At 69.3% G+C, this 21,074-nt stretch carries 20 protein-coding genes; 2 read left to right on the forward strand and 18 right to left on the reverse strand.

From position 1 onward, the window contains the following. The first annotated feature begins 1 nt into the window (after nucleotide 1). Nucleotides 2–1,192, forward strand: coding sequence for a 2-methylaconitate cis-trans isomerase PrpF (prpF, locus tag AC1RL8_RS18465; RefSeq protein WP_492685899.1), 1,191 nt, complete (start codon nucleotides 2–4; stop codon nucleotides 1,190–1,192). 29 nt (nucleotides 1,193–1,221) lie between these two features. After that, complete coding sequence (locus tag AC1RL8_RS18470; protein ID WP_492685898.1) at nucleotides 1,222–2,085, forward strand: isocitrate lyase/PEP mutase family protein; 864 nt, start codon at nucleotides 1,222–1,224, stop codon at nucleotides 2,083–2,085. A 6-nt stretch (nucleotides 2,086–2,091) separates the two neighbouring features. Here the strand turns inward: AC1RL8_RS18470 and AC1RL8_RS18475 are convergent, their stop codons facing one another. The 18 genes from AC1RL8_RS18475 to fliK form a co-directional block, all read right to left on the reverse strand. Next, complete coding sequence (locus AC1RL8_RS18475; RefSeq protein ID WP_307586344.1) at nucleotides 2,092–2,826, reverse strand: RNA polymerase sigma factor FliA; 735 nt, start codon at nucleotides 2,824–2,826, stop codon at nucleotides 2,092–2,094. A 25-nt stretch (nucleotides 2,827–2,851) separates the two neighbouring features. Beyond that, nucleotides 2,852–3,655 carry a MinD/ParA family ATP-binding protein gene (locus AC1RL8_RS18480; RefSeq protein ID WP_492685897.1) on the reverse strand — a complete coding sequence of 268 codons (804 nt, stop codon included), beginning with the start codon at nucleotides 3,653–3,655 and terminating at the stop codon, nucleotides 2,852–2,854. Nucleotides 3,656–3,660: 5 nt separating this feature from the next. Next, nucleotides 3,661–5,985 (reverse strand): flagellar biosynthesis GTPase FlhF, encoded by a 2,325-nt coding sequence (gene flhF, locus AC1RL8_RS18485; protein ID WP_492685896.1) that lies wholly within the window; start codon nucleotides 5,983–5,985, stop codon nucleotides 3,661–3,663. Beyond that, nucleotides 5,982–8,090, reverse strand: a complete 2,109-nt coding sequence (gene flhA, locus AC1RL8_RS18490; RefSeq protein WP_492685895.1) for a flagellar biosynthesis protein FlhA — start codon at nucleotides 8,088–8,090, stop codon at nucleotides 5,982–5,984. Before flhA ends, flhF begins: the two co-directional genes overlap by 4 nt. Beyond that, nucleotides 8,087–9,229: a flagellar biosynthesis protein FlhB gene (gene flhB, locus AC1RL8_RS18495; protein ID WP_095946641.1), complete on the reverse strand. Its 1,143-nt coding sequence runs from the start codon at nucleotides 9,227–9,229 to the stop codon at nucleotides 8,087–8,089. The genes flhA and flhB overlap by 4 nt, the downstream gene beginning before the upstream one ends. A 134-nt stretch (nucleotides 9,230–9,363) precedes the next feature. After that, nucleotides 9,364–10,008 carry a protein phosphatase CheZ gene (cheZ, locus tag AC1RL8_RS18500; RefSeq protein WP_307586336.1) on the reverse strand — a complete coding sequence of 215 codons (645 nt, stop codon included), beginning with the start codon at nucleotides 10,006–10,008 and terminating at the stop codon, nucleotides 9,364–9,366. Beyond that, entirely contained in the window at nucleotides 10,005–10,397 is a 393-nt protein-coding gene (gene cheY / locus AC1RL8_RS18505) for a chemotaxis response regulator CheY (protein ID WP_056582361.1), read from the reverse strand. The genes cheZ and cheY overlap by 4 nt, the downstream gene beginning before the upstream one ends. 37 nt (nucleotides 10,398–10,434) lie before the next feature. Beyond that, nucleotides 10,435–11,526 (reverse strand): protein-glutamate methylesterase/protein-glutamine glutaminase, encoded by a 1,092-nt coding sequence (locus tag AC1RL8_RS18510; protein ID WP_083259225.1) that lies wholly within the window; start codon nucleotides 11,524–11,526, stop codon nucleotides 10,435–10,437. Nucleotides 11,527–11,528: 2 nt separating this feature from the next. Then, nucleotides 11,529–12,122 (reverse strand): chemoreceptor glutamine deamidase CheD, encoded by a 594-nt coding sequence (cheD, locus tag AC1RL8_RS18515; RefSeq protein ID WP_095946640.1) that lies wholly within the window; start codon nucleotides 12,120–12,122, stop codon nucleotides 11,529–11,531. Continuing rightward, nucleotides 12,119–12,979 carry a CheR family methyltransferase gene (locus AC1RL8_RS18520; protein WP_260685006.1) on the reverse strand — a complete coding sequence of 287 codons (861 nt, stop codon included), beginning with the start codon at nucleotides 12,977–12,979 and terminating at the stop codon, nucleotides 12,119–12,121. The genes cheD and AC1RL8_RS18520 overlap by 4 nt, the downstream gene beginning before the upstream one ends. 58 nt (nucleotides 12,980–13,037) lie before the next feature. Further along, nucleotides 13,038–14,324 carry an EAL and HDOD domain-containing protein gene (locus tag AC1RL8_RS18525; RefSeq protein WP_492685894.1) on the reverse strand — a complete coding sequence of 429 codons (1,287 nt, stop codon included), beginning with the start codon at nucleotides 14,322–14,324 and terminating at the stop codon, nucleotides 13,038–13,040. A gap of 22 nt (nucleotides 14,325–14,346) precedes the next feature. Beyond that, the gene (cheA, locus tag AC1RL8_RS18530) at nucleotides 14,347–16,359 is read right to left on the reverse strand and encodes a chemotaxis protein CheA (protein ID WP_492685893.1); all 2,013 of its coding nucleotides are present in this window, start codon (nucleotides 16,357–16,359) and stop codon (nucleotides 14,347–14,349) included. Nucleotides 16,360–16,411: 52 nt separating this feature from the next. Then, complete coding sequence (gene motB, locus AC1RL8_RS18535) at nucleotides 16,412–17,320, reverse strand: flagellar motor protein MotB (protein WP_062469377.1); 909 nt, start codon at nucleotides 17,318–17,320, stop codon at nucleotides 16,412–16,414. 13 nt (nucleotides 17,321–17,333) lie between these two features. Then, complete coding sequence (gene motA, locus AC1RL8_RS18540; RefSeq protein WP_070061563.1) at nucleotides 17,334–18,194, reverse strand: flagellar motor stator protein MotA; 861 nt, start codon at nucleotides 18,192–18,194, stop codon at nucleotides 17,334–17,336. Nucleotides 18,195–18,256: 62 nt separating this feature from the next. Continuing rightward, nucleotides 18,257–18,847, reverse strand: a complete 591-nt coding sequence (flhC, locus tag AC1RL8_RS18545; RefSeq protein ID WP_062469371.1) for a flagellar transcriptional regulator FlhC — start codon at nucleotides 18,845–18,847, stop codon at nucleotides 18,257–18,259. After that, the gene (gene flhD / locus AC1RL8_RS18550; RefSeq protein WP_370680118.1) at nucleotides 18,844–19,212 is read right to left on the reverse strand and encodes a flagellar transcriptional regulator FlhD; all 369 of its coding nucleotides are present in this window, start codon (nucleotides 19,210–19,212) and stop codon (nucleotides 18,844–18,846) included. The genes flhC and flhD overlap by 4 nt, the downstream gene beginning before the upstream one ends. A gap of 350 nt (nucleotides 19,213–19,562) precedes the next feature. Beyond that, the gene (locus AC1RL8_RS18555) at nucleotides 19,563–19,847 is read right to left on the reverse strand and encodes an EscU/YscU/HrcU family type III secretion system export apparatus switch protein (RefSeq protein WP_492685892.1); all 285 of its coding nucleotides are present in this window, start codon (nucleotides 19,845–19,847) and stop codon (nucleotides 19,563–19,565) included. Further along, nucleotides 19,844–21,070 (reverse strand): flagellar hook-length control protein FliK, encoded by a 1,227-nt coding sequence (gene fliK, locus AC1RL8_RS18560; RefSeq protein ID WP_492686127.1) that lies wholly within the window; start codon nucleotides 21,068–21,070, stop codon nucleotides 19,844–19,846. The genes AC1RL8_RS18555 and fliK overlap by 4 nt, the downstream gene beginning before the upstream one ends. Between the last annotated feature and the right edge of the window lie 4 nt (nucleotides 21,071–21,074).

Raw genomic sequence — 21,074 nt, forward strand, 5'->3', positions numbered from 1 at the left:
GATGCCGCACCTTCCGCAGATCAAGATCCCCGCCACCTACATGCGCGGCGGCACCAGCAAGGGCGTGTTCTTCCGCCTGCAGGACCTGCCCGAGGCCGCGCAGGTGCCGGGCCCCGCGCGCGATGCGCTGCTGCTGCGCGTGATCGGCAGCCCCGACCCCTACGGCAAGCAGATCGACGGCATTGGCGCGGCCACGTCGAGCACCAGCAAGACCGTCATCCTCTCGAAGAGCGAGCGGCCCGGCCATGACGTGGACTACCTCTTCGGCCAGGTGTCGATCGACCGGCCTTTCGTCGACTGGAGCGGCAACTGCGGCAACCTCTCGTCGGCCGTGGGCCCGTTCGCGATCAGCAACGGCCTCATCGACGCGGCACGCGTGCCGCGCGACGGCGTGGCGGTCGTGCGCATCTGGCAGGCCAACATCGGCAAGACCATCGTCGCGCACGTGCCGATGACCGGCGGTGCGGTGCAGGAGACCGGCGACTTCGAACTCGACGGCGTGACCTTTCCCGCGGCCGAGGTGCAGCTCGAATTCATGGACCCCGCCGCCGAAGAAGACGGCGCAGGCGGCGCGATGTTCCCGACCGGCAACCTCGTCGACGCGCTGGAGGTGCCCGGCCTCGGCACGCTGCAGGCCACGATGATCAACGCCGGCATCCCCACCGTCTTCGTGAACGCGGAGGCGCTCGGCTACACCGGCACCGAGCTGCAGGACGCGATCAACGGCGACGCCGCCGCGCTCGCCCGCTTCGAGGCCATCCGCGCGCACGGTGCGCTGCGCATGGGCCTCATCCGCACGCTCGACGAAGCGGCCAGCCGCCAGCACACGCCCAAGGTCGCCTTCGTGGCCAAGCCCGCCGGCTACACCGCATCGAGCGGCAAGGTCGTGGCGGCCGGCGACATCGACCTGCTCGTGCGCGCGCTGTCGATGGGCAAGCTGCACCACGCCATGATGGGCACGGCGGCGGTGGCCATCGGCACGGCCGCCGCCATTCCCGGCACGCTGGTGAACCTCGCGGCCGGTGGCGGCGCGCGCGAGGCCGTGCGCTTCGGCCACCCCTCGGGCACCTTGCGCGTGGGCGCGCAGGCCAGCCAGGTCGAGGGCGAATGGCAGGTCACCAAGGCCGTCATGAGCCGCAGCGCCCGCGTGCTGATGGAAGGCTGGGTCCGTGTGCCCGGCGACACCCTTTGAGCTTTCAGATCCATTCACAGGAAATCCCGATGTCGACTCGCAAGATCCTCCGTTCCCTGGCCGAGGCCCGCCGCGGCGTGCTGGTGCCGGGCGCCTTCAACGCGCTGTCGGCGCGCGTCATCGAAGACCTGGGCTTCGAAGCCATTTACGTCACCGGCGCGGGCGTCACCAACATGTGGTTCGGCCTGCCCGACCAGGGCTTCATGGGCCTGCACGAGATCGCCGACCACACGGCGCGCATCCGCGACGCGGTGAACCTGCCGCTGATCGTCGATGCCGACACCGGCTTCGGCAACGCGCTGAACGTGCGCCACACGGTGCGCGTGCTGGAGCGCGCGGGCGCCGACTGCATCCAGTTCGAGGACCAGGTCGCGCCCAAGCGCTGCGGCCATTTTTCGGGCAAGGAGGTGATCTCCACCGAGGAAGCCGTCAACAAGATCAAGGCCGCCGTCGATGCGCGCACCGACCCCGACCTGCTCATCATGGCTCGCACCGATGCAGCCGCCACGCTGGGCTTCGAGGCCGCGATCGAGCGCGCGCAGAAGTTCAGCGAGGCCGGCGCCGACATCCTGTTCGTCGAGGCCGTCACCACGGCCGACGAGATTCGTGCACTTCCTAAGCGCCTGCACAAGCCGCAACTCATGAACATGGTGATCGGCGGCAAGACACCGATCTTCGGCGCCGAGGAACTCGGCGGCCTCGGCTACGGCATCGTGCTGTACGCCAACGCCGCGCTGCAGGGCGCGCTGGCCGGCATGCAGAAGGCGCTCACCGTGCTGCGCGAAACGAAGCGCGTGGACGAAGACCCCTCGCTGGTCGCGCCCTTCGCCGAAAGGCAGCGGCTGGTGCGCAAGCCCGAGCTCGATGCGCTCGACGCGCGCTACGCCGGCTAAAGCGACTTACAACGCATCCTTCAGCTTCGCACGCAGCCGGCTCACCGCCTGGCCGTGCAGCTGGCACACGCGCGACTGGCTCACTTCGAGCACCGCGCCGATCTCGCGCAGGTTCAGCTCTTCCTCGTAGTAGAGCTTGAGCAGCAACTGGTCGCGCTCGGGCAGCGCGCCAATGGCATCCACCAGCTGGTGGCGAAAGCCGCTTTCGAGCAGGCGCGCCAGCGGGTCGTCGAAGTCGCCGCGCCCCTTGCGCGCCTCCTGCGCATGCAGGTCGAGAAAGGGGTTGTCGGGGTCGCCCTTCGCGAAGTCTTCCACGTACAGCAGCTGGCAGCCCTGGATGTCCTGCAGCATCGACTGGTAGGTGTCCAGATCGACCTTCAGCTCCTTCGCGATCTCGCCTTCGGTGGGTGCGCGGCCCAGCCGGTGGCCCAGCGCCTGGATCGCTTTTTCAATGCCGCGCGCCGACTGGCGCAGTCCGCGCGACCCCCAGTCGCTGGCGCGCAGTTCGTCGAGCATGGCGCCGCGGATGCGCTGGCTGACGAAGGTCTCGAACTGCGCGCCGCGGTGGTCCTGGTAGCGGCTCGACGCATCGAGCAGGCCGAGCATGCCGGCCTGGATCAGGTCGTCCAGCTCCACGCTGGCCGGCAGCCGCGCCATCATCTGCAGCGCGATGCGGCGCACCAGCGGCTGGTGCTGTTCCAGCAGATGCGATTTCTCGATGGTGCCCTGTGCGGTGTACACGGCCGTCCGTCCTCGTGGTCGTGCCTCAGGCCGCGAGCGCCTGCGGGAACACGGCCGGCCGCGCGGGCGTGCGCCAGGTCCAGCGGCCCATGTCGTCGGCGATGGCCCGGAAATCGACCGCCGCCGCGCTGGCCGCAAAGGCCTCGACCACGGTCTGGCGCAGCCGCGCCGCATCGGCAAGCCACGGGTCGGTGCGCACCCAGCCCACGGGCAGCAGCGACAGCGCGAGGTAGCGGCTGGCGGCCTGTGCGAGGTTGTGCATGACCTGCTGCGCGGTGCCCGCATCGGCCACGCCGTTGAGCAGGAAGCGCAGCTGCTTCAGCGCATGCGCGCGGTGCAGGCGCTTGATGCCCGCGTAGGCCGAGGTGATGGCCGCCGGGTGCGGCTGAAGCACGAGCAGCAGTTCGTCGGCGCCCTGCGCCAGCGGCGACAGGCAGCCCTCGTCGTCGAAGGCCGCATCGACCAGCACGATGCCGCGCGGCCACAGCGTGCGCGGGTCGATGGTCGCGCCGGTCGGTGCGGGCAGCACCTGCACGCCGCACACCGCGCTCGCAGCGGCCTGGTCGATGCGCAACCGCCGCCCCGCCACATCGGCCAGCGTGCCGCGCGGGCCGAGCGCCCACACGTCGCAGACCGAGCGCGCCTTCGGATGGTGTTCATCGAGCAGCAGCACGTCCTTGCCCTGCTGCGCCAGTGCCGCACCCAGGCTCATCGCGGCCGTGGTCGCGCCCGCGCCGGGGCCCAGGCCCGCCACCGCGACGACGCGCACCGGCGCCTGCCCGAGCAGCCGGCGCAGCCCGTCGGCCTGGTCCGTGACGCGTGCGCTCATCGCCTTCAGCCCAGGCGTTCCAGCGCGCGCGGCGCTTGCGCAGGCGCTGCCGATTCGGTGCCCAGCGCATCGAGCAGCAGGAACAGCTTGCCCACGCCCGCGTACAGCGCGCCGCCCGTCAGCGCGCGGCCGGCGCGCGTGGCGCGGCCCGTGAGCTGGCCCAGCAGCAGGCGCGTGCGGTCGGCCCATTCGCCCTCGGCCTGCAGCAGGCGCCACACGGTGGTCGTGACCTGGCCGGCAACCAGCAGGCGCTTCATCATGTGCGGATCGCCGGGCTCGCCCATGCCGCCCACGAGCTGCACGCCGTCGCGCAGCAGGCGGAAGCACGGCTCGGCGTCGGCGGCCCAGCCCTGCCATTGCGCGAGCTGCGGCGCGCCCACTTCATCGCCAAGGTTGGTGAGCACGCAGGTCTGCGACAGCAGCTTGCGGCTGCGTGCATCGACCACGCGCACGGCCACGCAGCGCAGCGTGGGCAGGGTGTCGCGGTCGATGGTGGTGCGTGGCAGCACCTCGACCTGCGCTTCGCATTGCAGTGCAGCCTTGCCGCGATAGCGCACGGGCCGCTCGGTCGCATCGTCGAACGCGAAGGCCAGGCGCGCGAGCGTGGTCGCGGCGCCGGTGTGCGCATCCGTCACGGCCGTGCTGCCCGGCGCGCGCGCCAGCCACTGCGTGCCTTCGGTCTGCCACGCCAGCATCTGTTCGACCGCAGGCGGCTTGCCCAGCACATGCACCAATCGTTTGCCGAAATCCTGTTGCTGCAGCCACTGCGCCTGACGCGATCCCGGCTGCGCCGACTGGCGGGCCGCAGCAGTCGAAAGCCACTGGTTCGGTGCCGCCAGCGGCAGGCCGTTGCGGTCCGACAGCAGCAGGCTGCCATGGCACACGTAGGCGTCGCCGCTGTCGGTCGCGCGCAGGCCCACCTGCCCGGCCAGCGCGAGCAAGTGGGTGTCGCAGCCGGAAGCCACCTCGCCGCGCGCGAACGCCGACAGGTCGTGCAGCACGGCCTTGGCATCAATGGCCTCGTCGCCCGCCTGGCGCCACAACGTGCGCGCGCCATCGAAGCCGATGTGCGCCCCAGCCAGCGCGCCGGCCGTGGTCGCCAGTTCCTGTGCGTCGTGCGCCATCGCACGGATCAGGCTCTGGTAGCGCAAGCGCAGGCGATCGGTCTCGCCCTGCGCCTGCGGCGAAGGCGCAGCCTCGTCGGGCAGGTCGGCTTCGGCCGGCACGAAGAGCGGGCTGTGCTGTCGCGGCTGGAACACGCTGTCGATCAGCTGCACGCGGTCGGCGCGCAGCAGGTTCTCGGGCACCTTTTGGCCGCCCGAGATGTAGTGCACCGGCAGGCGGTGGCGGATCACGGTGTCGATCAGCGCGCCCGGGTGCGTGGCCTCGTCGACCTTGGTGAAGATGCAGCCCGCCAGCGCATGGCCCTGGCGGTAGGCGTGCACCACCTCATTGAGCGTGTCGCCGTGGCTGGTGGCGTTGAGCAGCAGCAGCCGCTTCACCGGCCGCTGGCTGCTGCCGAGCATCGCGATCTGCTCGGGCACGGCGCGGTCGCGCTGGCTCATGCCGACGGTGTCGATGAGCACCATGTGGCGGTCGCGCAGGTCGTGCAGCACCAGCTGCAGGTCGGCCGCGTCCTTCACGGCATGCACCGGCACATTGAGGATCTGGCCGTAGATGCGCAGCTGCTCGTAGGCGCCGATGCGGTAGCTGTCGGTGGTGACGAGCGCGAGCTTGTCGGCGCCGAAGCGCATCACGCAGCGCGCGGCCAGCTTGGCGGTGGTGGTGGTCTTTCCGACGCCGGTCGGTCCCATCAAGGCATAGACGCCGCCCTGCGCGAACAGCGCGTCTTCGTCTTCATGCACCGGCACCGCGCGCACGAGTTCGGAGCGCACGAAAGCCATGCCGTCGGCGTAGCTCTGGCCCGTGGGCAGTTTCTCGAGCATGGCCTTCGACAGGCGCGCGCTGAAGCCCGCGCCCAGCAGCGTGCGCAGCAGGCGACCGCGCACCGGGTCGCGGCGCTGGCTGTCGCTCCAGACCACGCTGGCGAGCTGTTCCTCGATCATGCCGCGCATCGAATGGAGTTCGCTGAGCACGGTGGGGTCGGCGGGTGCGGTCGCGACGGGCGGCACTGCAGGCACGGCCGCTTGCACCGTCTCCTGCACATCGCCCTCGGCCATGGCGACGATCTCGACGCCCTGCGCGGTGGCGCGGTGCGTGAGCACGATGGCCTCGGCGCCGAGCGATTCGCGCACCAGGCGCAGGGCCTCGCGGCCGGTGGCGGCGACGAATTTGCGTGCGGTGGTGCGCACGTCGGTCTGTGGATTCAAACGGCTCGTCCTCCAATGGCGGCGGTGATCTTGATGGTCCGGGCGTCAGGGATCTCGGCGTGCGAGAGCACCTTGAGCTGCGGCAGGCTGCGCCGCAGGAAGCGCGACAGCAGCACGCGCAGCGCGTGCTGCACGACCAGCACCGGCGCCAGCCCCATCTGCTCCTGGCGCACCATGGCGGCCTGCGCCTGCTTGAGCAGGTTGTCGGCAATGCCCGGCTCGATGCCGCTGCTGTTGTTCAGGGCCTGCTGCAGCACGCTGTCGAGCGAGCCGTCCAGGCCGATCACCTGCATCTCCTCGTCGCCCGGGAACAGCTGCTGCGTGATGGCGCGGCCCAGCGCCAGGCGCGTGAGCGTGGTGAGCTCGGTCGGGTCTTTCACCGTGGGCGCGTGCTCGGCCATCACGTCGAGGATGGTGCGCATGTCGCGGATCGGCACCTCTTCGTCGAGCAGGTTCTGCAGCACCTTGTGCAGCGTGCTCAGCGACAGCACCTTGGGCACCAGGTCTTCGGTGAGCTTGGGCGCGGTCTTGGCGATCTGGTCGAGCAGCTGCTGCACTTCCTGGCGGCCCAGCAGCTCGGCCGCGTGGGTGTGGATCAGGTGGTTCAGGTGCGTGGCCATCACGGTGCAGGCATCGACCACGGTGTAGCCGTACACCTGCGCCTGCTGGCGCAGGCTGGCGTCGATCCAGGTGGCCTCCAGGCCGAAGGCCGGGTCGCGCGTGGGCGTGCCGGTCAGCGCGCCCGTCACCTGGCCGGGGTTGATCGCCATCCACTGGTTGGGGAAGGCCTCGCCGCGGCCGATCTCCACGTCCTTCAGGCTGATGACGTAGGCGTTGGGCTTGATCTCCAGGTTGTCGCGGATGTGGACCACCGGCACCAAAAAGCCCAGCTCCTGCGCGATCTTCTTGCGGATGCTCTTGATGCGGCCCAGCAGCTCGCCCTGCTGCGACTGGTCCACCAGCGGGATGAGCCGGTAGCCGACCTGCATGCCCAGCGGGTCGACCATCGCCACGTCGTCCCAGGTGGCTTCGGCCTGCTCGGCCGAAGCGGGCACGCCTGCCCCCTGCGTGGCGGCGGCAGCGGCAGCCTGCTGCGCGGCCGCCTGCGGCTTGCGCTGCACCAGCCGCTTGCCGAGCCACACCAGGCCGCCCGCGATCAGCAGGAAGGCCAGGTTCGGCATGCCCGGGATCATGCCCAGCAGGCCGACGATGCCGGCCGTGAGGAACAGCACCTGCGGGTTGGAAAAGAGCTGGCCCGTGAGCTGGCTGCCCACGTCTTCGTCGGTGGTCACGCGCGAGACGATCACGCCGGCCGCGGTGGAGATCACCAGCGCCGGAATCTGCGCCACGAGGCCGTCGCCGATGGCCAGCAGCGTGTAGGTCTTGCCGGCCGTGGAGAAGTCGAGCCCGTGCTGCAGCATGCCGACCACGAGCCCGCCGATGATGTTGATCACCATGATGAGCAGGCCCGCAATGGCGTCGCCGCGCACGAACTTGCTGGCACCGTCCATCGAGCCGTAGAAGTCGGCCTCCTGCGCCACCTCGGCACGGCGCTTGCGGGCGATCTCTTCGCCGATCAGGCCGGCGTTGAGGTCGGCGTCGATCGCCATCTGCTTGCCCGGCATCGCGTCGAGCATGAAGCGCGCGCCCACCTCGGCGATGCGGCCCGCACCCTTGGTGATCACCATGAAGTTGATGAGCACCAGGATGATGAACACCATCACGCCCACCGCGAAGTTGCCGCCCACCAGGAAGTGGCCGAAGGCCTCGATCACCTTGCCGGCCGCGTCGGGCCCGGTGTGGCCGTGCATCAGCACCACGCGCGTGGAGGCCACGTTGAGCGACAGGCGCAGCAGCGTCGAGAACAGCAGAACCGCGGGGAAGGCCGCGAAATCGAGCGCCTTCATGGTGTACATGCTCACCAGCAGCACCATCACCGACAGCGCGATGTTGAAGGTGAACAGCAGGTCGAGCAGGAAGGGCGGCAGCGGCAGCACCATCATGCTCAGGATGAGGATGATGAGGATCGGGCCCGCCAGGCCCTTGAACTGCGAGCCGGAGAAGATCCGCGCCGGCAGGCGCATCAGGTCGTTCAGTCCGTTCATGCCACCGCCGGCGAATACTGCAGGTCGGCCGGCACCGGCAGGTCGGTCGGCGTGCGCGGCGCCTCGCCGCCCTCGCTGTTCCAGCGCTTGAGCTGGTACACCCAGGCCAGCACCTCGGCCACGGCGGTGTACAGCCCGGCCGGAATTTCTTCGCCCAGCTTCGTGTGGCGGTAGAGCGCGCGCGTGAGCGGCGGCGCCTCCAGAATCGCGACCTTGTGCTCCTTGGCCATCTCGCGGATGCGCGCGGCCACCAGCTCGGTGCCCTTGGCGACCACGCGCGGCGCGCGCATGTCGCTGTCCAGGTACTGCAGCGCGACGGCGAAGTGCGTCGGGTTGGTGAGCACGATGTCGGCCTTGGGCACCTCGGCCATCATGCGGCGGCGCGCCATCTGCTGCTGTTGCCGGCGGATCTGCGCCTTGATGTGCGGATCGCCTTCGCTTTCCTTGTGCTCCTGGCGCACGTCCTCGCGCGACATGCGCAGCTTGCGGTAGTAGTTCCAGAGTTGAAACGGCACGTCGACGAGCGCGACGAGAAAGAGCGTGGCGGCGATGAGCGCGCAGTGCTTGGCCACCAACACGAGCGCATGCGGCAGCGCCTCGTGCGCAGGCTGCGACATGAGCGCCATCACGGCCTCGATGTCGTCCACGATGACCCACCACGCCACACCGCCGATCAGCGCCGACTTGGCCAGCGCCTTCACGAGCTCGGCCAGCGCCTGCGCCGAGACCATGCGGCCGATGCCGGCCAGGGGATTGAGCTTGCCGAAGTTGGGGGCGACGGCCTTGCCGGAGAACATCCAGCCGCCGAGCATCAGCGGCGCGGCCACGGCGGCCACGACCATCATGGCGAACAGCGGCCCGATGGCCATGAGTGCATGCAGCACCATGAGCCCGCTCTGCGAGAGCATGTGCGCGGGGTCGAAGGCGCTGGCGCGTTCGAACTGCAGGCCGCGTCGCAGCGCGCCGCTCAGGCTCGCGCCGAGCGACTCGCCCGCCAGCCACAGGCCGGCGCTCGCGGTGGCGAGCATGACGAAGGTGGTGAGCTCGCGCGAACGGGCCACGTTGCCTTCCTCGCGCGCCTTCTCCAGGCGCCGCTCGGAGGCGGGTTCCGTTTTCTCGAGATCGCTTTCCTCAGCCATTCATGCTCCGAACCAGCACTGGCGAAGTACGCCTTGCCCAGAACCAAATTATTGGATCCGGTGGTGCGGAACAATCTGCCGATCAGGGCCGGTATCGCCCTGCAATTCGGCCAATCAAGCGGCCTGCAAGCGGCTCAGAAACCGAGGCTTTCGAGCAGGTCGTCGACCTGCGCCTGGTCGGTCACGGCGTCGGGGTTGCCGGCCTTCACCTGCGGCCCGTTCTGCAGGCTCTGCACGGCCTCGTGGCGCTTCTCGGGCGGCGAGTTGTCGATGAGCACCTGCAGCAGCTGCGTCTCGACGTCGTTGACGACTTCCATCATCTTCTTGATGACCTGGCCGGTGAGGTCCTGGAAGTCCTGCGCCATCAGGATCTCCATGAGCTGCGTGTTGATGGCGCTGGCGCGCTGGGGCACGTCGTTCAGGTAGCCGCGCGTGTCCAGCACGAGCTCGCGCGCCTGGTCGAGTTCGATCGGGTTCTCGAACCACTGGTCCCAGCGCTGCGTCAAGGCCTTGGCGTCGGTGGCCAGGGCTTCCTGCAGCGGCTGCGCGACGTCGATGGCGTTGAGCGCGCGGTGCGCCGCGCGTTCGGTGGTGGCCGCCACGTAGTTGAGGCGGTCGCGCGCATCGGGGATGGCCTGCGCGGCCTTGGCCACCTGCTTGTCCAGGCCCAGCTCGCGCAGGCCTTCGCGCAGCTGGCGCGTGAGGTGGCCGATGCGGCCCAGCAGTTCCTCGGTGGTGTTGTTGGTGGCGTCTGCCGCGCCGGCGGTGTCCTGGCTCATGCCTTGGCCAGCTTCTCGAAGATCTTGGTGATCTTCTCTTCCAGCGTCGCCGCGGTGAAAGGCTTCACCACGTAGCCGTTGGCGCCGGCCTGCGCGGCCGCGACGATGTTTTCCTTCTTGGCCTCGGCCGTGACCATCAGCACCGGCAGCGTCTTCAGCTCGGGGTCGGCGCGGATGGTCTGCAGCATGGTCAGGCCGTCCATGTTCGGCATGTTCCAGTCGGACACCACGAAGCCGAAGCTGCCGCCGCGCAGCTTCTCCAGGCCGGCCACGCCGTCCTCGGCCTCGTCGACGTTGAGGAACTCCAGCTCCTTCAACAGGTTGCGCACGATGCGCCGCATGGTCGGGAAGTCATCCACCACCAGGATCTTGATGCTCTTGTCGATCACGATTTTTTCCAGCTCCACAGGTCGTTGTTCAAACTCGTCATACCCGGTTCGCACGTTCACCGAACGTGCGAAGGTGCGCCATCACGCGGCGACTGATCTCGTTCAGCGGCGACACCTCGTCCACCGCGCCCAGCGCCACCGCCTCGCGCGGCATGCCGAAGACCACGCAGCTGGCCTCGTCCTGCGCCAGCGTGTGCGCGCCCGCGCGCCGCATGCGCAAGAGGCCCTCGGCGCCGTCCTTGCCCATGCCGGTGAGGATGATCCCGATGGCGTTCTTGCCCGCGTGCTTCGCGGCCGAATCGAACAGCACGTCGATCGACGGCCGGTGGCGGTTCACGGGCGGCTCCTGGTCCAGGTGCGCCACGTAGTTGGCGCCGCTGCGCGCCAGCGACAGGTGAAAGCCGCCCGGCGCGATGTAGGCATGGCCCGGCAGCACGCGCTCGCCCTGCTCCGCCTCCTTCACGCGGATGCGGCACAGGCCGTCCAGGCGCTGTGCGAAGGAGCGCGTGAAGCCGGCCGGCATGTGCTGCGCGATGAGCACCGCCGGCGCGTCGGGCGGCAGCGGCTGCAGCACCTCGCGGATGGCCTCGGTGCCGCCGGTGGAGGCGCCGATGATGAGCAGCTTCTCGGTGCTCAGCAGCGGGCTGCGCAGCAGCGCCTCGGGCGCGGCCTCGTGGGCGGGCCGCGCCGCCGTGGCCGCTGGGCGCGCGGGCAGCAGCCGTGCGCTGGCGGCCGTGCGGATCTTGCCGGCGATGAGCTCGGTGTAGTTGAGCAGGCCGTCGCGCACGCCCAGGCGCGGCTTGGTCACGAAGTCGATGGCGCCCAGCTCCAGCGCGCGCAGCGCGATCTCCGAGCCGCGCTCGGTGAGCGACGACACCATGACCACCGGCATCGGCCGCAGGCGCATGAGCTTCTCGAGAAACTCCAGCCCGTCCATGCGCGGCATTTCCACGTCGAGCGTGAGCACGTCGGGGTTGGTGACCTTGATGAGGTCGCGCGCCACCAGCGGGTCGGCCGCGGTGCCGACCACGGTCATGTCGCTCTGGCTGTTGATGATCTCGCTCATCACGCTGCGGATCAGCGCCGAATCGTCGACGCAGAGCACCTTGATCTTTTTCTTGCTTGGCAGGCTCACCGGCTTCCTTTGGTTCTGTCGATCTCGTGCGGCGCCGCGGGCACCGACAGCCGGCGCAGCAGCTCGCCTTCGTCGCGGCGCACCCGCAGCACCTCGGTCTGCGCGCGCAGGCGGCGCACCACGGCCTTGCCGCTCTCGGGCAGGAAGCACACGCGGCGCGCGTGCGGTCCGCGCAGGTCCTGCGCCGCCACTTCGATGCGTTCCGCCTCCAGGTAGCGCAGCACGAAGTCGGCATTGCGGTCGCCGATGTTGAGCGTGGTCATGCCGGCCAGCACAGCGCCGCCGCCGAACACCTTGGCCTGCAGCCGTTCGCGCCGCGCACCCGCGCGCACCAGTTCGCGCACCAGCACGTCCATGGCGTAGGCGCCGTAGCGCATCGAGCCGCCACCGGGCTCGCCGTCGTCGGGCAGCATGAAGTGGTTCATGCCGGCCACGCCGGCCTGCGCGTCGTGCAGGCAGGCGGCCACGCAGGAGCCGAGCACGGTGCTCAGCACGGTGTGGTCGGTGGTCACGTAGTACTCGGAAGGCAGCAGCTTGACGGCCATGCGCCCGACATCGCGGTCGAAGTAGTGGTGGCTCGCCAGGCTCATGCGAGGCCCGGCGTGCGCGACAGCTCGTACACCGTCTGCCCCAGCGGCCGGAAGGCCGGGTTGACGAGCGAGGCGTTCTCGGAGTGCCCGGCGAACAGCAGGCCGCCCGGCTTGAGCAGCGGCGCGAAGCGGTCGAGCACCTTCTTCTGCGTCGGCTTGTCGAAATAGATCATCACGTTGCGGCAGAAGATCGCGTCCACCGGCTCCTTCACCGACCAGGCGCTGTCCAGCAGGTTGACGCGCGAGAACTTCACCAGCGTGGCGACCTCGGGGCGCACGCGCACCTTGCCGGCGTTGGTGCCGGTGCCCTTGTTGAAGAAGCGCCGCAGCCGCTCGGGCGACAGGCGCCGCACCTGCTCGGTGGTGAAGACGCCGGTCGCGGCCTTGGCCAGCACGGCCGTGTCGATGTCGCTGGCGATGACGCGGGCCGAGCCGGCGCGCTCGCCCAGCGCTTCCATCAGCGTGATGGCGATCGAGTACGGCTCCTCGCCCGTCGAGGCGGCGGCGCACCACACGGTAACCGGGCCCGGGCGCTTGCGCACATGGTCGGCCAGCGTGGGAAAGTGGTGCGCCTCGCGAAAGAACGAGGTCAGGTTGGTGGTGAGCGCGTTGATGAACAGCTGCCACTCGTCGCCGTCGTGGCGCGCCTCGAGCTGGTCCAGGTACGGCGCGAACGCCGGCAGCTGCAGCTCGCGCAGGCGCCGCGACAGCCGGCTGTACACCATCTGCCGCTTCTGCTCGCCCAGGGCGATGCCGGCGCGGCGATGGATGAGGGTCCGGATTCTGGAGAAGTCGTGGTCGGTAAAGTGGAACTCGGTCGTCACAGCCAGCCTGGAAGCGTGACTTTCAATGGTCACGGAAACCGCCGTTTCCAATCGGCCGATCAGACGCGCAAAAGCCTTGCATTTCCGGGGGTCAGGCGGGTGGCGCGGTCACGGCGGGGCCGGCGTCGAGCGCCCACACCAGCGCCGACAGCTGCGCGGCATTGACCTGCGCAGCGCTCAAGAATAGCGCCTCCGACAGCCGCGCCGCGCGACCGTCGTCGGTCTCGCAGCTTTCGGCCAGCGCCACGAAGGGGCCGTAGACGCCGCTGCGCGACAGAATCGCCTGCTGCACCGCCTCGGTGAGCTGCACCTTGCGCAACACGCCTTCCATCGGCACGCCCAGCAGCTGGTCGAGCAGCGAGAACATGCCCGCGACGAACAGGTTGTCGGCCTCGCTGGGCGGCAGCATGCCCTGCCCCATCAGCTCGACAAAGCGGCCACGCAGGATGGCCTTCTTCATCATGAAGGGCGAGCTGACCTTGTTGCTGGTGGCCAGCAGCAGCGACAGCCAGCGGTACAGCGGCGAGTAGCCCAGCATGGCGACCGCATGGCGCAGCGAGTGGATCTCGACCGCCAACCCGACCGAGGGCGAGTTGATGTAGCGCAGCAGCCGGTAGGTGAGCGCGGCGTCGTGCTTGAGCGCGCCCTCGATGGCGCGCACGTCCTCGTTGCGCAGGATCATCTGCATCAGGTGCACGATGAGCTGCGACTCGGGCTGCAGCGCATCGGCGCTGTCGCGCGCCGGCGGCAGGCGCACGGCGCCGTCGACGAAGACCTGCACGCCGCGCGCGGCGCAGGCCTCGAACTCGGCCCAGTTCGCCACGCGCGCGGCGATGGGCGCCGGGCCGGCGGGCGACACATCCGCCAGCTGGGAGGGCAGTACCTCGCGGTGCGTGACGATGGCGCGCAGCTCGTCGTCGTCCGGCAGCGCGACGCCGCCGCACAGCATGAAGCCGAAGCCCTGCTCGCGCAGGAACAGCAGGATGGAGCGCATGTCGGCGTCCATCAGCTCGTCGGCCTTCATGCACAGCACGACGTTGCGCGGCGGCAGCGACTGCAGCTCGCTCTGGAACAGCGCATCGACCGTGACGTCGACGAACACCATCTGCCCGCCCAGCAGCCAGCCGTGGCCGCCGGGGTTCAGGTGCAGGCCCAGCGTGTCCATGAGCGCCTTGACGCCCGCGGCAGCACCCGCGTCGGTGCCCTGCCCGGCCGCGCGCCAGGCCATGCGGTAGCCGACCACGCGGCGCTTGCCGTCGAGCAGCATGGCGTAGGCCACGTGGCCGTCGGCACCGACTGCGGGCGTGATGGCAGGCGTTGTGTCGGCTTGCGCGCCGTTGCCGTCGACGCCGGGGCGCCGGAAGAAATCGAACCTCATGCGGCCGTCCCTCGCGTCGGGATCAGGACGCCAACGCGTCGGTGCGGCGCGCGGCGCCCGCCAGGGCCGCCGCGCTGGCGGCCTGCGCGCGCTGGATGCGCGGCATCGCGCCCACGTCGACGATGAAGGCCACGCTGCCGTCGCCCACGATGGTGGCGGCCGAGATGCCCGGCACCTTGCGGTAGTTGGTCTCCAGGTTCTTCACCACCACCTGGTGCTGGCCGAGCAGCTCGTCGACCAGCAGCGCGAAGCGGCTGTCGTCGGCCTGCACGATCACCAGGATGCCTTGCGTGGGCTGCGTCTGCGCGCCGGCCACGTCGAACACGCGGTGCAGCTCGATGAGCGGCAGGTACTCGCCGCGCACGCGGATCACATGGCCGTCGGCGGTGATGGAATGCAGGTGCTCGGGCAGCGGCTGCAGCGACTCGATCACGTAGCTCAGCGGCAGGATGTAGGCCTCGCTGCCCACGCGCACCGACATGCCGTTGAGGATGGCCAGCGTGAGCGGCAGCACGATGCGCGTCGACGTGCCCTGCCCGCCGCGCGAATGGATCTCCACATGGCCGCCCATCTCCTGGATGTTGCGCTTGACCACGTCCATGCCCACGCCGCGCCCCGAGATGTCGGTCACCTGCTCGGCGGTGGAGAAGCCGGGCGCGAAGATCAGCTGCCACACCTCTTCGTCGGGCATGGCGTCGTTCACCGGCAGGCCCTGCTGGCGCGCCTTGTCGAGGATGCGCTCGCGGTTCAGGCCCGCGCCGTCGTCGCTCACCTCGATCACGATGTTGCCGCCGTGGTGCTGCGCCGACAGCAGCAGCTGGCCGGTGGCGTCCTTGCCCTTGGCCAGGCGCACCTCGGGGGCCTCGATGCCGTGGTCCAGGCTGTTGCGCACGAGGTGCGTGAGCGGATCGACGATGCGTTCGATGAGCCCCTTGTCGAGCTCGGTCTCCTTGCCGTAGGTGTCCAGGCGCACCTGCTTGCCCAGCTTGGCGCTCACGTCGCGGATCACGCGCGGGAAGCGGCTGAACACGTAGTCCATCGGCATCATGCGGATCGACATCACCGATTCCTGCAGGTCGCGCGCGTTGCGCTCCAGGTGGCCCAGGCCGCTCAGGAAGCGCTCGTAGGCCACGGGGTCGAGCACCGTCGCGGCCTGCGTGAGCATCGACTGCGTGATGACGAGCTCGCCCACAAGGTTGATGAGCTGGTCGACCTTCTCGACGTCGACGCGGATGGAGCTGGATTCCTTGGCGCCGGCAGGCGCGGGCGCGGCGGCGACCGGTGCTGGTGTGGCGGGTGGCTGCACGACCGGTGCTTCAACTGCGGCCGCAGGTTCGGCAACGTCGGCCACCTCGCGCGTGATGTCGATCTGCGATTCGTCGATGACGAAGCAGCACACGGCCACGATGTCGTCGGGGTCGCAGGTGGTGGCCAGCCGCACGGTCAGCTGGTCGTTGCTGCGCGTGCGCGTCAGCACGGTGCCGAGGTTGGCCAGCTCGCCAGCGAGCAGCTCGCATTCGCTGTCGGACAGGCGCGCGAAGCGCACGACCAGCACGCCGTCGCTGCTGCCGCCTTCCTCGGTCGGCGCAGCGGCTTGCACGACAGGTGTCGGTGCGGGCGCGGGTGCCGGCACCGGTGCGGCGGCGGCATTGTTCTCCATCGCCAGCTGCTGCAGCACGCCGCAGATGTGGGCGACCCTCTCGGCGTCCGGCTCCTTGCCGGCCTGGTAGGCGGTGAGTTGTTCTTGCAAGGCGTCCTTCGTTTCCAGAAAGGCATCGATCATCGGAGCGCTCAGGTGCAGTTGCCCGTGGCGGGCCCTGTCCAGCAGCGTTTCGAGCACGTGCGTGGTGTGGGTCAAGGCGGTGAAACCGAACGTGGCCGCGCCGCCTTTGATGGAGTGCGCCGCGCGGAAGATGGCGTTGAGCTGCTCGCCGTCGGGCGCCTCGACGTCGAGGTCGAGCAAGAGCTGCTCCATCTCCGCCAGCAGCTCGATGGCTTCGACGAAGAAGGCCTGGGTGAATTGACTGAGGTCCATCTGTGGTGCTCCGGGGCCCGCACTCTTGCGCGAAGCCGCTTCCTTGTTCTTGTTATCCCGCCGTGTGTCCCGCCGCAGTGCGCGCCTGCGCGGCCGGTGGCGGCAGGCCGATGCGCGTGGCGCCGGCGTCGTTGCTGTTCTCGCGCTCGATGCGCTCCTGCGTGCGGTGGTTCAGCAAGATGATGCTGATGCGGCGGTTGATGGGGTTGCGCGGATCGGCGCGGTCCAGGTGCATGCTGTCGGCCAGGCCGATCACGCGCAGCACCTTGTCCTCGGTCATGCCGCCCGTGACCAGCTCGCGGCGCGAGGCGTTGGCGCGGTCGGCCGAGAGCTCCCAGTTGCCGTACGAACGGTCGTTGGTGTAGACGATGGCGTCGGTGTGGCCCGACAGCGTGAGCTTGTTGGGCAGGCCGTTGAGCACGGGCGCCAGCTCGCGAAGAATGGCGCGCATGTGCGGCACGACGCGGGCGCTGGCCAGCTCGAACATCGGACGGTTCTCGCTGTCCACGATCTGCAGGCGCAGGCCTTCGGTGGTGATGTCGATGAGGATCTGCGAGCGGAACTGCTGGAACACCGGGCTCTTCTCGATCAGCTCGTCGAGCTTCTTCTTCATCTCGGCCAGGCGGCTGGCGTCGGCCGCGTCCTCGCTGTCGGCCTCGGTGTGGCGCACCTCGCCCTCGGCGTGCATCACGTCGGCGCCGCCGCCGGGAATCATGCTGGTGCTCATGCTGCTCTTGTCGCCGCCCGCCAGCGCCACGCGCAGCGGCATGCGAAAGTGCTCGGCAATGCCTTCGCGCTGCTTGGGGCTGGAGATCGACAGCAGCCACATCACGAGGAAGAAGGCCATCATGGCCGTCATGAAGTCGGCGTAGGCGATCTTCCAGCCGCCGCCCGCATGGCCGCCGCCGTGCCCGCCGCCGTGGGCGCGCTTGATGATGATGCGGGGCTTCGCGTCGCTCATGGCCGTTAAGGGGTCAGCGTGCCTTGACTTCGCGCACGTGGTCGTCCAGCTCGGTGAACGAGGGGCGCTCGGTCGAGAACAGCACCTTGCGGCCGAACTCCACGGCCAGCTGCGGCGCGTAGCCGTTCAGGCTGGCCAGCAGCGTGACCTTGGCGCACTGGTAGATCTTCATGCCCTCCTCGACCTTCTGCTCGATCAGCGAGGCCAGCGGCGACACGAAGCCATAGGCCAGCAGCACGCCCAGGAAGGTGCCGACCATGGCGTGCGCGATGAGCGCGCCCATCTCGGACGGCGGCAGGTGGGCCGAGCCCAGCGCATGCACCACGCCCATCACGGCCGCGACGATGCCCAGCGCGGGCAGCGCGTCGCCCACGCGCGAGAGGCTGTGGCCGGGCACGGCGGCCTCGTGGCGGATGGTGTCGATCTCGTGGTCCATGAGGGCCTCGATCTCGTGGGCGTCGGTGTTGCCGCTGATGACCAGGCGCAGGTAGTCGCACAGGAACACGGTGATGCCCTCGTGCGCCAGGATGGTCGGGTAGCGGCCGAAGATCTCGCTTTGCTCCGGCGCTTCCACGTCGGACTCGAGTTTCATCATGCCTTCCTTGCGGGCCTTGGCGAGCAGCTCGTACAGCAGCGCCAGCAGGTCCATGTAGAGCTGGCGGTTGTGCTTCGAGGAACGCAGCAGGAGCGGCAACTCCCGGATGGTCGCCTTGATGGTCTTGCCGTTGTTGCCCGCGATGAACGCGCCGAGCGCGGAGCCGCCGATCATGAGCAGCTCCACGGGCTGGAACAGCACGCCGAAATGCCCGCCCATGAGGCCGTAGCCGCCGAAGACGGCGCCGATCACCACCAGATATCCCACCAGAACCAGCACGCGCTTCCCCTATGCCCTGAGGCGTCCAAAACAAAAAACCCGCGCCGGGCGCCGGGGCACTTTCACGAGACGGCGCCGCCGATGTCGAGCACCGGGCCGCCGGCAATGAGGCCGCCGCGGCGCACCGGTTCGAGCTTGGGCTTGCGCGCCTTGCCCGCGCGCGAAGGCGGGCGGCACAGCACGCACACGTAGCCGTGCTTGTGGTCATGGGCATGCGCCACGAAGTGGCCGCCGCAGCGGCTGCACGGGCTCAGCTGCAGCATGTCGCTGTCGAAGAAACGCACCATGGTCTCGGCGCGCGTGAAGTCGAGCACGACCTCGCTGCCCTGCGACTCGACCTGCTCGGTGTACAGGCGGTAGGCCTTGATGAGCGCGGGCAGCTCGCCCTCGCCGGCCTCGTCGCGCATGAAACGGTAGATGTTGTAGAACATCGACGAGTGGATGTTGGCCAGCCAGGTCATGTACCAGTCGGTGGAGAACGGCAGCAGGCCCTTGGGCGGCGAGACGCCCTTGAGTTCCTTGTACAGGCGGATCAGGCGCTCGCGACTGAGCGCGACCACGGCCTCCAGGAACTGCAGGCGCGCACCCAGGCCGATGAGCTCGACCGCGAGCTGCACCTGCCGGACCTCGCCCAGGATGCTCTTGGCAGTCATGCGCTGGCCGAACCTGCTTTGCGCATCTGCGGCTGGGCCTGGGCTTGTGCCTGGCGCGCGCTCATCAGGATCGACATGTGGGCCTGCTGCAGCGCGGGCTCCTTGCCCTCGCCGACCACGGCAAACATCGGCCGGTCGTCCAGGCGGAAGCTGCACAGCAGGAAGTTGGACGCGGCCAGCTTCACGATCTGGCTGAGCGACATGTTCATGAGCAGATCGGCCAGCTCGCGCCCCACGCCGAGGCGGAACATGGCTTCCGCCCGGTCCCGCTTCACGAGCTTCTGCGCGAGCAGCATGTAGGCCAGATTGATCTCGCCGATTTCCTTCGAAATCACGCCGCCTGCGTTGACATTGCAATTTTCCACGTCTACTTCCATTTCCGATTCCATGTCGACTCCGCACGTCCATCCAACATGTATACATTATATACACACTTATTTACACTTCGAAGACAAAGTAGACCAAAAAGTAATAGGGTCTTGACGTGACTGCCAACGGTGAACTTCGAAACTCCCTCTGGAGAAGCGGTTTCAGTCCCGACGCAGGCGCGCGTTCATGGAGCGCAAGCAATTGTTACGAGCATGCGTATTCCGGCAATTGGTAATCCGCTCACCAATTGAATTTATAAAGACTATCGAAGACCACCGGGCGTTAATCGGCGGCTTTATTCAGGGTCTTTCAATAGGTCAATGACTTTCCATAGAACAACCGCCGATCAAGGCGCCGCAGCCTCGGCGCCGCCTTCCAGCCGGTGAATCCAGGCCATCACTTCCGCGACCGCCTGGTACAGCTGCGGCGGGATCTGCCGGTCGAGGTCGATCTGCATCAGCAGCTTCACGAGATCGGCCGACGCATGCACGTAGAGCCCGTGCGCGCGCGCCTCGCGCAGGATCGATTCAGCCACCACGCCATAGCCCTTGGCGACGACGACGGGGGCCTTGCGCGTGTCCGCGTGCGAGAGCACGACGGCGCTGTGGCGGTTGCGAAGCTCGTCGGTCATGCCGCCGCCTTCTCTGTGACCTGCAGCTGCTGCAGCTGAAGCCCGACAGCCTCGAAGCGTTGCGCGAGCCGGCCGGCGTCGCCGCGCAGGCGGGCCACGGTGGCGTACTCGCGCGCCTGCAGCTGCGCCTGCACGGTCGGGCCGCTGAGGCTCAGGCGCAGGTCGACTTCGCCCAGGCGCGGCAGCACGAGCGACACGGTGGTCGACCAGCGGCGCGCGGCTTCTTCCTCGGCGGGTTCGCCTTCGCGTGCGCTTGGGTTGGCGGGCTCTTCCTCGATGGTCCATGCCATCGGCACCTCGGGCCAGGCCTGGCCGCTCCAGCGGAAGGCGGCACTGGCCAACAGGTCGAGCTGCTGGTGCACGACGGTGACGGCTTGCGGATGGATCACTTCGGCGCTGCGCGGGGCCGGCGTGCTGGTGACGTCGGCTGCAGCGCGTGCGTGTTCTGCGAGGCGGGGCGCGGGCATTTCCGGCGCGGCATCGGAGAGGCCGTAGGCCGCCTGCACGCGCGCCGCATCCGGTGCGGGCGCGGCGGCGGTTTCGCTGCGCGCAACCGCACGCGCTGCTTGCGCGATGTCGGCTTCCGGCGCATCGACCTGCAGGGCCTGCGCCGGTGCATTCGGCGCGGGCGGCGTCGCAACATCGACCGCAGCCAGCGCCGTCGCCGCAACCAGCACGCCCTGCCCTGCTGCCGTCATTGGTGTCGTCGCCACCATCACCGGACTCGCCCAGCGCGCCTGCGGCTCCCGCGCCATCTGCGCGAGCGTGCGCGTGCCGGCCGCGAACTCGGCCAGGTGCGATTCGTAGAAAAGCCCACTGTCCGTCACGGTCTGCGCCAGCGTGCCCGCGAGTGCCACGGTGTTCGTGCCCTGGCGCGCGACGGGCAGCAGCAACGGCGCCTCGCCCCGCACCGGCCCCGGCACAGCCTGCAGGTCGGCCAGCACCGCGCCGATCACGCGCGCGGCCAGCGACAGGCGGGTGTCGATCGAAGGCGGCGCACCGCTGGCAGGAGGCGCAGCCACCTCGCCACCGGGCGCGCCCGAGGGCACCAGCCGGTCCAGCGCCGCGCGCGACGGCAGGCGCACGTCGTTCGCCGTCTTCGGCACGGCCACCGCCGCACCGGGCGCGCCCACCGTGGTCTCCGGCCGCAGGCCGAGCAGGTCGAGCGGCGGCGTCAGGCGCGCGGCCCTCAGTGCATCGATCAGTCCGGTGAGTCCCAGCATGGCC

Source organism: Variovorax sp. GW822-FHT04E09 (assembly GCF_058800845.1).